The following is a 12,068-nucleotide window of genomic DNA, read 5'->3' on the forward strand; positions in this document are numbered from 1 at the left end:
ACCTGCAACCTTATTTCTTTTTCATATTGAGAATAGTTTAACAAAGATTTGAAAAAGATGAAAGGAAATGGCTTGGCTTGTTAATCAACAACACCCGTTCGTTCAATCGTATTCTTTACATGGACATCAAAGGTAACATCCTTATACTTGCGGTCCCACTCCTCCTGCGTGATCGGTTTACCCCTTAAGTGGGCTTCGTATTCATTACCAAGACCGATTGGGTCAATTCCTAATTCCTTGAAACGAATTAGTAAACCTTCAATTCTCTTTTTCATGGACGTGTCGAGCTTTTTTTCAAGAAATTTTACTGAAGCTGTTTTACCTAAATCTAAGGCCTCGGTCATTTCTAGTACCCTTGAATCTAAGTCTACATCCACTCTAAAACGGAGGTTTTTTTTATCGACTAATTCAATTTTAGTCCTACTCTGAATATTATCAATGCTGACATATATCTTACTGTATATTGGCTTTTTAGTGTAATTTTCATTTTTTATCATGATTTTTTTTAATTGATCAGTCGTATACCCCATTTCTTTTGTACCAGCTTTATATTTATCAATTAATATTTTCAAATAAAAAAGATCCCCATGCTTTAATTCATCAACTAAATGATCACCTTTAAAAAGACCCACCCCAGCGATAATAACATCATTCTTTTTTACTTTAAGGATAGGAAGAACTGGGTCCTTACCAATATCATAATAATTATGGTTAAACTCATGCAGGGTCGGGGAGATAATTTGTTCACCCTCCACATTTTGTTTAATTAAATTATACATATATGTACCAAGGTTTAGTCTCCCTTTATTATTCGTTTCTATTTCCAAAATTTCTGAAGCGGTTTTATCCGCAACCGTTAAATAGACCATATTTCCAATGCTGGCATCACGGTTCAATGAGTCGACAAGCTGGATAATTCCCTTTTTAGCAAGCTCTCTACTATATACAACCGAACGGAGCTGTCCTGTAACGAGTTTTTGGTTTGATTGAAGATTTGATTGTTGTCTTAAACCTTTGCTTGTTTTTGCGAAAGAAGTGATCATTTTTGTGGCAGATTTGGTCATCGGATCAAATTTTTGAACGACTGCTGTTCCTTTGATTTGATTTTCCCCTTCCATGTCATATCCTGTTGTTGTAATTAGTCCTAATTTTTCAAGAGGCTTTTGTTGAACACAACCAGCACTGATAACCATCGTCATTGAACAAACGGACAAAAGAAATAGATTGCTTTTATGAAACTTCCGCACTTGCTTTCTTCCTCCTTAGGAACCATTTCTTAACCAAAACGAGCACTGAAAGGAGTACAGGATAACAAAAAGCAGAGAAAAAGCCTAGTTTCGCAACAAAATCAGTCACTTCATTCATTTGATACCTTGCTTTGATAAAGAATGAACCCACAAAAACAAGGAGGCCAAGGACCCATATCCCATGATTTTGTTTCCAATTTATAATCCGTTTAAATCCCTTCGATGCAGCCCATAAATAACAGCACATGTTTGGCATGATCACTAACATCCAAAAAGAAACGCCAATAAATTCAAAACGTTCTAAGTTTGGTAGCCTAACGATTTTATACATTGAAAAAACTGGCCAAATAGTACGAGCCAACCCATTTTCAGCAAAGAATGTAATGGAAATCATTGTAATCAACGTAAAAAGAATGGTTGTATATAAATTCCCTAATTGCGAGTACAGGAAAACCTTTTTTTTCTCTTTCACATATGGATATAAGAACATAAGTAGTTCAAAGCCCATTAACGAAAGGGATGTTTTATATACACCATTCACAATATGCTTCAAATCTGTATTTAAAAGAGGAAGCAAATTCTTAGGGTCTGCATACTGCATTGGCACGATTAGGACAAAGATCAACCAGATAGTCCCTATAACAGAGAAAAAAGCAACTCCGACAATGATACGAATTCCGCCATTAACGGCATAGATTGTTAAAAGAATTAGTGGAATAGCAATTTGCCATGTTGGTAAATCTGGAAAAATCCATACTTGGACAATTTCAATATAGTTCATCAGAATAACAAAAAAACTTATAGTCATATAGAGCATATAAAATATATTCATGGCATTTCCAAGCCATTTTCCTAAAACATCTACCTGAATTCCATATAAATCAGCACTATCATATTTTTTCAGCATTAAAACCATCATCGCTAAAACAACAGCTGATAAGCCTCCACCGAGAAAGACAGATATCCAAGCATCATGTTTTGCCGCCATGTATACGATCCTCGGCAATCCAACAATTCCTACGCCAGTTTGCGTAGCATTAATAAAAAACAGGACCAGGAATGCATTAACCAATAATCCTTCCTTTGGATACAAATTCACTTTCATCCTGACCGCTCCTATTCATCTACATCCTTTTTTTCACGACCTTTTTGTTTTGGAAAACGTTCGTTGTCAACCGGACGGTTCGTTAATGGCCTATAAGATAAAAATTGAGCCGGAAATTTGAGAAGACTGTATCCTAAGTCCTTCCACCTGAAGGGATAGACAGGCATAAGGTAGGGTCTCCCTATTGTGGTTAATTTCAATAGATGAATGAGAATAAAACAAAATGAATACATAATACCTATTCCCCCCCATAAACCTGCTAAAACGATAATTGGAAAACGAATCATACGAATAGCGGTACCCATTATATAACTGGGTGAAGTAAAGGAGCCGAGGGCACTTAGTGCGATAATGATAATTAAGATATTACTTGTAAAACCCGCCTGCACAGCGGCCTGACCGATAACAATACCACCAACAATACCCATTGTTTGACCTACTTTTGTTGGCAGTCTTGCTCCAGCTTCTCTTAAAAGCTCGATGACAAATTCTAAGAGAAGGGCTTCAAGGACTGGAGGGAAAGGCACATTTGCCCTGGATTGTCCCAGCGAAATAAGCAATGCTGAAGGGATGATTTCATAATGATAAGTCAATACAGCCACATAGGCAGGAGTCAATAATACCGATAGAAAAATTGAAATAATTCGCAGCATCCTTAAGAAAAAACCCATATTCCAACGCATATAGACATCTTCGGTTGATTCAAAAAAACTAAGAAATGGTGTTGGACCATAAATTGCAGACGGAGAACGGTCCATCAATACGGCAACTCTCCCCCTCATTAATGAAAGGGTGACTCGGTCCGGTAGTTCTGTTGACATAATTTGTGGGAAAATCGTCCAACTATTATCCTCTATCAATTGGCCAAGCACCGTTGTATCCGGTATATAATCGTAATCTAACTCCGAGATTCTTTGCCGAAAGGTATTCACATTGTCTTCATCCGCAATATCCTTAACGTAGACAAGTTTTCCAGGTGTTTTTACCCTTTTCCCGACGGTAATATCTTCCATACATAATTGTGGATCCTTCAAATTACTCCTGATAATATTTAGATTGCCTATTAGAGATTCTGTAAAAGAGATCTTTGGACCATACACGAGCGACTCGGTTTCAGCCTTTTCAAGCGATCTTTCAACGGTTGTACCGACATTAGCAAGTATCCCGAACGGTTCACCATCGACATAAATGTATGCTTTTCCTTCTATTAAGGAAGCAACAACTTCTTTTAATTGATTGGCTGCCGAAATTTCTGCAATTGGTAAAATTTGCGCAAGACTCTCCGTAGTCCATTCTTCTTGTGTATTTTGCTGAACCGGTAACAATAAAAATTCATCAAAGCTTGTTTTATCAATCAGACTGCTTAAAAAGCAAAAAACGATTTTCTTCCCGTTCTTTTTTAAGGTCCGAAAATTCAGGTCTGAACAATCGCCTATCACTGCCTGTAATTCTGATTTAAGATCGTCCACATTTAAACTATGCGGCTTCTTATCCTTATCCTCTGACTGTTTATTACCTGTCTTCCGCTTAAACATTGGCAACACCTTAATTGTTTAATTTTTTTTATCATTACCAATAAAACTAATTTTAACCAAGCGATAACAAAAGGGCGCCAGATGCCATGTGAATTTTTCACATGGTGCCTGACACCCTTTAATAGAAAATTTTTTATTCAAAATAATACATTAAGGCGATTGTACCTGGCCCTGTATGTGTGCTAATCGTCGGCCCCGTGTAATCAATCGAAATATCTTTATATCCGGTTAAGTCAGTAATTGCCGCTTTTAGTTTAGCGGATAGTTCGTATGCTTCCGCATGAACAATGCCAGCTCCTAAGATGGTTTTCCCTTTAACATCCTCTGCAAATTGCTTGGCCAAAAATTTAACCACCTGTGAATGACTGCGGACCTTAGCGACGGGATTGTATTCTGCCCCTTCAAGTGACGCAATCGGTTTGATATTTAATAACGAGCCAATAAAGGCCTTTCCCTTACCAATCCGTCCACCCTTCACCATGTTCTCTAGCGTATCTATCATAATAAAGAGCTTAGTATGTTCTCTTACCTTTTCAAGGCGGGAGAGGATTTCCTCCATACTTTTACCCTGTTTCGCCATTTTAGCTGCTTCCCTAACCTGGAACTGGAGTGCCAACGAGATAAACATCGAGTCAATAACAGTCACTTTCGTATTCGTCATTTGGGCAGCACTCTCAGCAGACCGGACCGTCCCGCTCATTTTGCCTGTCATATGGATGGATAAAACCTCATAGCCTTCTTCCCCAAGCCTGTCATAAACTTCAAGAAAGGTCCCTGTAGAAGGTTGGGAGCTTTTCGGCAATTCTCCTAAGTTTTTCATTGTTTCTATAAATTCTGCAGGCTGTAGTTCTACTCTATCTAAATAGGTTTCTCCATTTATCGTTACGGACAATGGAACAACTATTATACCAAGTTGTTCTGCCATTTCTAATGGCATGTCCATTGTTGAATCGGTTACAATTTTAATTTTGCTCATAACAAATCACTTCCCTACCAGTACTGCTTTGTATTATACAGTTAACTACTATTGAAGGGAATAACATCCATCACTTTTCATGTTTTTTCTAAGAAAAGCGCAAGCGCCCTGTTCAGCGGCGTATGGCCTGGAGCGCTCCAACTGAGATAAAGGAAACACGAAGAGCCGAAGGAGATTCGATGTTGACTTATCGTAGGGCGGAGAGCGAAGGACACTAGCCGCTAGGGCGCTGGAGCTGGACAATTTTCAAAGTCGAAATTTATACATTCTTATCTTCTAAAATAGGCTCGTTGATTTCCGCTCCAGGTGCTTCGCTTTCCGCGGGCGGTGCCGGGGAGCCTCGTCGGCGCTGAAGCGCCTGCGGGGTCTCCCCTGCCCCGTACTCCCGCAGGACATTGAATAAGCATCGTAGAATCAACACTGCACGAAGGAAATGCGATAGCATTTTCGAGGATCTCGCACCTTCCGCTCCAATCAACCTAGTGCCAAATTCAACAAGTAACTTTAACATATATAAAATAAAAGAGCACCGCTGAGGTATTCCCCAGCGGTGCTCGAATGGCATTATGCGTTATTCTTTAATTCTCCAATCTTAAACAATTGTTCATAATCAGGCCACTTCATGACCTTTTTCAAATAATCTTTAAAGGAATAGCTTTTTTTCAAGCTTTTTTCCATGTAGAGTGACGTTACAAACGTCTGTAAACGGACTTGGATTATAAATTTATAAGTGCTATCTTCCACCAATACAGGAATATCTATAACTTTAAGCTTCTGTCCAACAACATTTTTGAACTCTAGGCTTTTGAATAACAAAATATCAATCCTCTTTTTCACCCGTTTGTGTATATTATACACCTTTTTGACATCGAAAATTGTCTAATTATGCCTAGATAAAAATATTTATGAATTATGTAATTGTCAATATTTCTTAAATAGAATAGAGTAGGCGCATGAAAAATTCATGCGCCTCTCACAGATCCGTACGTGCGGGTCATCGCATACGGCTCCTCCACGTTTATCCCCGCTGGGGATGTAGCTCATTGTAAATGTCTAAAAGAAAAACAAGTTTGATTTCACGAAACCTTTCATTAGGAATCGCATAATGTACATGTTGGGTCATCGAATTTCTCCATCTAGTCATTGAAAAATGAGGAAGTTCACCCTCCCAATTCCTTTTTCGAAGCTCCTTGTGGAGCTTTCTTATTTTTCTCCAGCTTCTTAATTGAATCATCCTAAGCCTTCTTCGAATCCATGAATCCAATTGTTGAAACAGTTTCTTTGAAAATCCAATGCCAAAGTATCTTCCCCATCCTCTGATAATGGGGTTCAATCGGTGTTTAATGAATTCCTCCAAACCCACTGTTTGGTTTCTTTTCGTTACCATTTTGATCCTTTCCTTGAATTTCTTTACTGCCTTATCTGATGGCTAGTGGAAATATCCTTTTTTGAAAATGTATCCTAAAAAGATAAACGGTTCTTCATAATTGTCCACTATCTTAGTTTTATCAGGGTGTATTTTCAAGCCTAACCCTTCTTCTAAAAGCTTTTCTACCGTTCTTAGTACTCTTTCCGCACCTTTTCGAGATTTGCAGCAAATAACAAAATCATCCGCAAACCTTGTAATACGATGACCTCTTTCTGTCATCATTTCGTCAAGTGGATGTAGATAGATGTTCGCTAACAGTGGACTAATTACGCCGCCCTGTGGACTCCCCTTTTCATTCTGATAGAATACACCATTTTCAAGGATTCCAGACCTTAGGAACTGTACAATTAGTGCTAGAACACTTCCATCCACAACTTCCTCTTTGATTAATTCAAGGAGTTTGTCATGGGGGATAGTATCAAAGTACGTTTTTATATCGGCGTCTATTACAAAGGTATATCCTTCCCCTAAATCCTTCCGGATTTTATCTATCGCCATATGTGCACTTCGGTTCGGACGAAATCCAAAACTACAATCCAAGAATTTCTGTTCAAAGATAGGTTCAAGTATTCTTTTAGTTGCGGCTTGGACGATTCGGTCTACTACTGTTGGAATTCCTAATGGGCGTTTCGAACCATCAGCTTTTGGAATAAAAACTCTTCTGACTGGTTTTGCACGATATGTTTTCATACGCATAGATTCTTGGAGCACTCTTAAGTTATGTTCCAATTCTATTTCATAATCTTTAATCGATACTTTATCCACACCATGTGCCCCACGATTTTTCTTTACGTCATAGAAAGCTTGTTCCAAGTTTTGATAATCCCATAATTTATCCATTAGGCTGTACCACTTGCGTTTCTTTTTAGAATTCCCCACTACACGTAAGCTTCGTTTTCCTATTGATCCATGCAAGTATTCGTTTCCTTTCCTAACACATTGTCAGCTGTATAGTTGATTCAATAACTGATTAGCATTAGTACTACGCCCTAAACAACCTACTTTCTTTCGGTCTCGATTCTTTGGCTATCTGCCTCATCGACTTCTGTTTAGTACATGACGAGTAAATAAGTTCGTTTTGCTTTTCTTCCATGGACAGACGGGCTTCGCATCAGTTCACTGCCTTTTGGGTCAATGTCTGCCTTACCAATTTCATGATAAGTCACTTGTCTTTGCGGCATTTCCGACAAGTTTATTCACTACTATCCCCTGCTCTGACTTCTCACCTTCCATAGTCAATTTCTTGTCCATCGCGGCTTTGAAAAGATTTACCACCTACGGTGGAGAAGATGAGATCTCCTTGGGTCACGTCATCGCCTTTCACTCGAAGCCAGTCCTCATAACTAATAAGATACAGAGTGGTATTGGACATCCCCATTTTTGGCAAGGTTATCCCATCTTACCAGCCAACCTAGTTTCAGCCACCTGTTCCGAGTTTTGCCTTCAGGTCCTCCGCACGAAATCTCACGATACTCGCACTACCTGTCAACTATCCATTTCCGCCACAACGGCATGTTAGGGACTTTCACCCATTAGAGCGAAGCGCTGCCAAGCGCACCAAAAAACAGGACATGTGGGTGGCCTGTTTTCCTAGTCGTATGATTTAAAAATATATGGACTTACTTGGGGCCATGATTGCTTGTTATGCTGCGAGTAACGGTTGTGGATTAGGAATAATTGAGGTTTCTTGTGGCGACGTGTTTCAGCAGTTTGTAACTTGGCTTTGGTGAGGTTGTTGTTGCAAGTTGGACAGATCCATATTCCGGAGTCGATGCTGCTAAAGGATGGCTTGTTGCAGTTTGGGCAGAGTTTTTTGTACATTGGGAACAACTCCAATCATTAATTCGAGGATTTTTACTATTCTATCTTCAAAAAGCTGGTATGTATCATAAATTCAAATTGGACCTTGATTTTGGAATTCACCTAATCAAGGTCATATTAGGATTCCTTTTCTATCTTTCTTCTTTTAAGGAAGAATTGAAGTGTTGAACCAGTTAAAACAAAAACCACTCCTGCTACTAGTATATTAAACATATTTGTTCCTGTTTCTGGAAGTTTCGGGCCATCAACGGGGATTGTACCACCTAAAGTGCCCTCTACATACAATTTGATTTGGAAATCTGTGCTTAGCCCTTGAAACTCATTTCCAAGTTCCATTGGAACTTTAATATAAAATAGTAAACTGTCATTTTCCTTACTTTTCAATAACCTAGGCGACAGTTTGTTAAATTCAAATAATTTCCCGATATATATAACTTCGTTTTTGTCTTTAATAGTTAAATCTAGTTTGTCATAGAAAATTTCTGACCCAGAAAGGAACTTACTGGATGCAAGATAGTTAAAGTCTTGATTTCCATTATTTTTAATAATTAAATTACGAGAAACAGAATCTCCTGGTTTAATATTTGATAAATCAAAGAGCACTTTACCTGGGGATGTTGATAAATCAATTTCCTCATTAGTATTGGTCTCTCCATATGTCCGTAATGGATTAAGGACCAAGAAAGTTATTAAAAGTAGGAGTATTATTTTCCTCATAAAATACCTCTCTAACTATAAATAAATAAACATTATAGAAAAGGTGGTTAGACCACCTTTTCTATAATTTTCAAGAATATTATTTACCAGGAGTAACCTCGGTTACTGCATTATTTACAGTTCCAGTACCTTTAGTTATTGGAGTAGGCATCGTTGTACCATCGGCAGATCCTTGGACTTCATTGTTTACTGCACCGTTAGCGTTAGGTGTATCTACATGTACACCATCCCATTGAGTTGCTTCTAAGTTAAAGAAGAAGTCAATTTTGTCACCTTGGTATTTATTTTGAACATATTCATTGTTATTGTCTTTAGTTGGATCATTTTTAAATGTAATTTGGATAAATACATTATCTGAATCTGTTGGAACTACTGGAATCCCTCTGTACCCTTCACGGCCAGCAGCTACAGTTAATGGAGCCAAGTTAATTTTATTTCCTGCTCCTAGATATTCAGGCTTAACTTTAGCAACATAAGATCCATCAACAAGGTCCGCCAAAGTAATAGGATTTGCAGGGTTTAACGTTACTTTTGCACGTGGTTCAAAAGTTGGAGCAGGGTTTTCTGAATCAACTTGCATAAAATCAACTACAAATTGAGAAAGATATTCTGCCTGTGTAGAAGTTAATGTTCCATCAACAAAATTATTAGCAGTAGTGTTTAATAAAACTTCTTTAATTGCAATTGAACCTGCATTATTCAATTTAAAAATTCTTTGTACACTATCACCAGGTTTCATGTTACTTAAATCAAAGTTAATTGGTTTCGAATTATCAGTTTTACCTACTTCTAAGTTTAATGTACCTGAAGCAAAATGGTTATTGATTGTTGCTGTGTCGTTAAATGCTGCCCATGTTCCTCCACCAATTAATGATAAACCTAGTGCTGCAGAAGCTACACCCATACCTAATTTTCTTTTAATTGTCATTTTTTCTTCCTCCTGTTTTCTCCCTCATTTTTTGAGGTATGTAATTTTTATATTGAATCCCTACGTCTCCATAAGGAATGCAACCAAAATTTAAGCAGTTTTTTCACTTTCTTTTTTAGGTTTATCTAGTTCTTTTAACGCTTTTAAGATTGTAATTACTGAGTAAAACAGTAAGAGTACTCCAGGTGTAATTAGTAAAGCTGCCATCCCTTTACTGGATTTTGCAAAATCTATTAAATATCCCAGAAGCGGAATAGTGAACCCAGTATATTTTGCAACTACATTTTGTGACATTATAGGATTAACATCAGCGTCCTCATTGTTATCACCTTTTGTTTGATACAACACTTGATCGCCCTGTTTAATTACTTTTATTATTCTATGAGTTACTATTTTTTGATCCTGCTCCATAAAAGTAACAATGTCTTTTTCTTTTAAATTTGTTGTGTCACTAATTGGCTTTACAGCAATAATTGAACCTGTTTTAAATGTAGGCTCCATTGAACCGGATAACACTGTTTTTAATTGGTAGCCTAAGAATGATGGTTCACCACCTGAAGCTTTTGATGAAACTACTACAAAAGTCATAAAGATTAGTAGTAAGAATAGAATCACTGTAATTAAATTGCTGGTAACCTTCCAAACTTTCTTTGTTTTCATTTTCATCACTCCTATTACTTAAAACTATTATTAATTAATTTTTTATACCCGTTTTTGAGACTGTAATTTTCATACCAATCGATTCATTGTTTTCCTTATCCATTGTCTTGATCCAATAATTAACTTCCTTGTTTTCACCTTTTACTTTTACCTCGATTTTTCCATCAGTAATATTTTTAAATTTAGGCTTATCGTCTCCATCTTCATAAACATTTACAGACTTAAAGTTTGATACAGTTGGATTGACCCATGTAATAATAAAAATTCCAGTTTTTCCTTCCTCAGCATTTTCCCATTTCAAATTAGTAACTTCGCTTAATGGCTGATTAGTATCAGAAGGAAATTCAATATCATCAACACCATCATTAGAAGGAGGTGTTGTGCTTCCTGAATCTTCTAATTTTTTACAGTTTGAAACAGTTATTATGTTGTCGCTCCAAATGTAGTTATATCCATTTTTATCAGGTTGATTATTCCCAGGATGACCTTGAGGTCTTCGTACAGAAAATCTATATTTGCCATTTTCCGATACAGTTGCAGTTATTTGTCCAGTTGCTCCACTATAAAGTTTTTGTACAGCACCAGTTGCTTCATGATTACTTGTTGGTTTCTCATTCCCACTTGTTACTTTATATAAATAAAACCTCCATGTAGATGTTGTATTTGCCCTATCACCTGCATTTTTAATAGTTGTATAAATTTTACAACCCTCATCCCAGGCTTTACTGCCGGCAAAACTTAGTGAACTTTTATCCCACTCATCATTATCAGGTGTCTCAGGTTGAGTATCCCATTTGGTATGTAGGGAATTCTTAATAACTTCTATATCATTAAATGCTGCACCCGTATCAGATGTCAGATACGTACTTGTTAGGATCAGGAGATACCAAATTGCAACAAGCTGCGCTGCAATTATCAGCCTTTTCCCTTTTTTCCTAAATTTGCTTTTGCGAGTATTTCTTATGGTTCTCCCTCCCTCATTCGTTCTATAAAATGAATTTAACTTTCTATGTAGAGTAAGAACGAAGTTGGTGACCTTGTTTTTCATGTTCATCAACTTCCTTAAAAAACAACTTTGTTCTTTATTACGAACTTATATATCGAGTATATGCCAAAATAATAAGCTTGGAAAACCTCAAAAATAGGCATATTTTCTTAATAAAGAACGTTTTAATTAATTTTCCTCAAGGTTCCTCTTGTTTTCTCATTATTTCGTATTTTATAAGAAATGATTTGTTATTTATAATATACTTTGTAGTGGATTTGTTTGTTCTATATTAGGAGATGAAGGTGATATGATCGGTCAAAGAATTAAACAGTTGAGACAACAAAAGGGGTATTCAATTGCGGAATTGGGGAGGTTGGCTGATGTATCAAAATCCTATTTAAGTCAGCTGGAACGTGGCTTACAGACGAATCCATCGCTTCAGTTTTTAGTTAAAGTCGCTGCACCTTTGGATACTAGCATTAAATACCTGCTAGAAGAATCTAAACAAGAGAAACACGAAGAAAGCGAACTGGATGAGGAATGGAAAATTTTGATTAGGCAGGCGATTGAGGCTGGTTTGAAGAAAGAAGATTTTCAAGAGTATCAAAATTACGTAAAATTCCAGTCTTGGATGAAAGAACAGAATAAAAGCTAAAGCTTAG

Annotated in this window: 13 protein-coding genes and 1 pseudogene; 1 reads left to right on the top strand and 13 read right to left on the bottom strand. The window is 37.1% G+C overall.

Features of this window, described 5'->3' with window-relative positions; all coding sequences use genetic code 11:
* Positions 1-80 precede the first annotated feature (80 nt).
* The 13 genes and pseudogenes from BDR01S_RS03130 to tapA all read right to left on the bottom strand — a co-directional run bounded on the left by BDR01S_RS03130 (position 81) and on the right by tapA (position 11,466).
* Positions 81-1,247: a Ger(x)C family spore germination protein gene (locus BDR01S_RS03130; protein WP_066256845.1), complete on the bottom strand. Its 1,167-nt coding sequence runs from the start codon at positions 1,245-1,247 to the stop codon at positions 81-83.
* The gene (locus BDR01S_RS03135; protein WP_066256848.1) at positions 1,231-2,352 is read right to left on the bottom strand and encodes a GerAB/ArcD/ProY family transporter; all 1,122 of its coding nucleotides are present in this window, start codon (positions 2,350-2,352) and stop codon (positions 1,231-1,233) included. The genes BDR01S_RS03130 and BDR01S_RS03135 overlap by 17 nt, the downstream gene beginning before the upstream one ends.
* 11 nt (positions 2,353-2,363) lie before the next feature.
* Positions 2,364-3,887: a spore germination protein gene (locus BDR01S_RS03140; protein ID WP_082797288.1), complete on the bottom strand. Its 1,524-nt coding sequence runs from the start codon at positions 3,885-3,887 to the stop codon at positions 2,364-2,366.
* A 133-nt stretch (positions 3,888-4,020) separates the two neighbouring features.
* The gene (locus tag BDR01S_RS03145; RefSeq protein WP_066256850.1) at positions 4,021-4,863 is read right to left on the bottom strand and encodes a DegV family protein; all 843 of its coding nucleotides are present in this window, start codon (positions 4,861-4,863) and stop codon (positions 4,021-4,023) included.
* A gap of 259 nt (positions 4,864-5,122) precedes the next feature.
* The gene (locus BDR01S_RS25220; protein ID WP_218007862.1) at positions 5,123-5,308 is read right to left on the bottom strand and encodes a hypothetical protein; all 186 of its coding nucleotides are present in this window, start codon (positions 5,306-5,308) and stop codon (positions 5,123-5,125) included.
* Positions 5,309-5,427: 119 nt separating this feature from the next.
* Positions 5,428-5,679: a DUF2535 family protein gene (locus BDR01S_RS03155; RefSeq protein WP_066256854.1), complete on the bottom strand. Its 252-nt coding sequence runs from the start codon at positions 5,677-5,679 to the stop codon at positions 5,428-5,430.
* 202 nt (positions 5,680-5,881) lie between these two features.
* A pseudogene (locus BDR01S_RS26175) lies at positions 5,882-6,265 on the bottom strand (group II intron maturase-specific domain-containing protein); the annotation flags it as partial.
* A gap of 27 nt (positions 6,266-6,292) precedes the next feature.
* Positions 6,293-7,132, bottom strand: a complete 840-nt coding sequence (gene ltrA, locus BDR01S_RS03165) for a group II intron reverse transcriptase/maturase (protein ID WP_066362996.1) — start codon at positions 7,130-7,132, stop codon at positions 6,293-6,295.
* A gap of 209 nt (positions 7,133-7,341) precedes the next feature.
* A complete protein-coding gene (locus BDR01S_RS25225) occupies positions 7,342-7,482 on the bottom strand; it encodes a hypothetical protein (protein ID WP_157406099.1) in 141 nt (46 codons plus the stop codon).
* 748 nt (positions 7,483-8,230) lie between these two features.
* Positions 8,231-8,830: an LPXTG cell wall anchor domain-containing protein gene (locus BDR01S_RS03170; RefSeq protein WP_066256862.1), complete on the bottom strand. Its 600-nt coding sequence runs from the start codon at positions 8,828-8,830 to the stop codon at positions 8,231-8,233.
* Between the two features lie 79 nt (positions 8,831-8,909).
* Entirely contained in the window at positions 8,910-9,758 is an 849-nt protein-coding gene (locus BDR01S_RS03175; RefSeq protein WP_066256866.1) for a TasA family protein, read from the bottom strand.
* Between the two features lie 90 nt (positions 9,759-9,848).
* On the bottom strand, positions 9,849-10,424 hold the full coding sequence (gene sipW / locus BDR01S_RS03180) for a signal peptidase I SipW (RefSeq protein ID WP_066256869.1): 576 nt from the start codon (positions 10,422-10,424) through the stop codon (positions 9,849-9,851).
* A 28-nt stretch (positions 10,425-10,452) separates the two neighbouring features.
* Complete coding sequence (gene tapA, locus BDR01S_RS03185) at positions 10,453-11,466, bottom strand: amyloid fiber anchoring/assembly protein TapA (protein WP_066256872.1); 1,014 nt, start codon at positions 11,464-11,466, stop codon at positions 10,453-10,455.
* A gap of 247 nt (positions 11,467-11,713) precedes the next feature.
* On the opposite strand from tapA, the gene BDR01S_RS03190 reads away from it, so the two are divergent.
* Positions 11,714-12,061 (top strand): helix-turn-helix domain-containing protein, encoded by a 348-nt coding sequence (locus BDR01S_RS03190; protein ID WP_066256875.1) that lies wholly within the window; start codon positions 11,714-11,716, stop codon positions 12,059-12,061.
* Positions 12,062-12,068 lie beyond the last annotated feature (7 nt).

Source organism: Neobacillus drentensis NBRC 102427 (assembly GCF_001591445.1).
GTDB lineage: Bacteria > Bacillota > Bacilli > Bacillales > Cytobacillaceae > Neobacillus > Neobacillus drentensis.

Excerpts from the sequence above, each read along its gene's own strand:
- BDR01S_RS03135 (WP_066256848.1), bottom strand. The coding sequence starts at position 2,352 with ATGAAAGTGAATTTGTATCCAAAGGAAGGATTATTGGTTAATGCATTC.
- BDR01S_RS03140 (WP_082797288.1), bottom strand. The coding sequence starts at position 3,887 with ATGTTTAAGCGGAAGACAGGTAATAAACAGTCAGAGGATAAGGATAAG.
- BDR01S_RS03145 (WP_066256850.1), bottom strand. The coding sequence starts at position 4,863 with ATGAGCAAAATTAAAATTGTAACCGATTCAACAATGGACATGCCATTA.
- BDR01S_RS25220 (WP_218007862.1), bottom strand. The coding sequence starts at position 5,308 with ATGCTATCGCATTTCCTTCGTGCAGTGTTGATTCTACGATGCTTATTC.
- ltrA (WP_066362996.1), bottom strand. The coding sequence starts at position 7,132 with ATGGATAAATTATGGGATTATCAAAACTTGGAACAAGCTTTCTATGAC.
- BDR01S_RS03170 (WP_066256862.1), bottom strand. The coding sequence starts at position 8,830 with ATGAGGAAAATAATACTCCTACTTTTAATAACTTTCTTGGTCCTTAAT.
- BDR01S_RS03175 (WP_066256866.1), bottom strand. The coding sequence starts at position 9,758 with ATGACAATTAAAAGAAAATTAGGTATGGGTGTAGCTTCTGCAGCACTA.
- sipW (WP_066256869.1), bottom strand. The coding sequence starts at position 10,424 with ATGAAAATGAAAACAAAGAAAGTTTGGAAGGTTACCAGCAATTTAATT.
- tapA (WP_066256872.1), bottom strand. The coding sequence starts at position 11,466 with ATGAAAAACAAGGTCACCAACTTCGTTCTTACTCTACATAGAAAGTTA.
- BDR01S_RS03190 (WP_066256875.1), top strand. The coding sequence starts at position 11,714 with ATGATCGGTCAAAGAATTAAACAGTTGAGACAACAAAAGGGGTATTCA.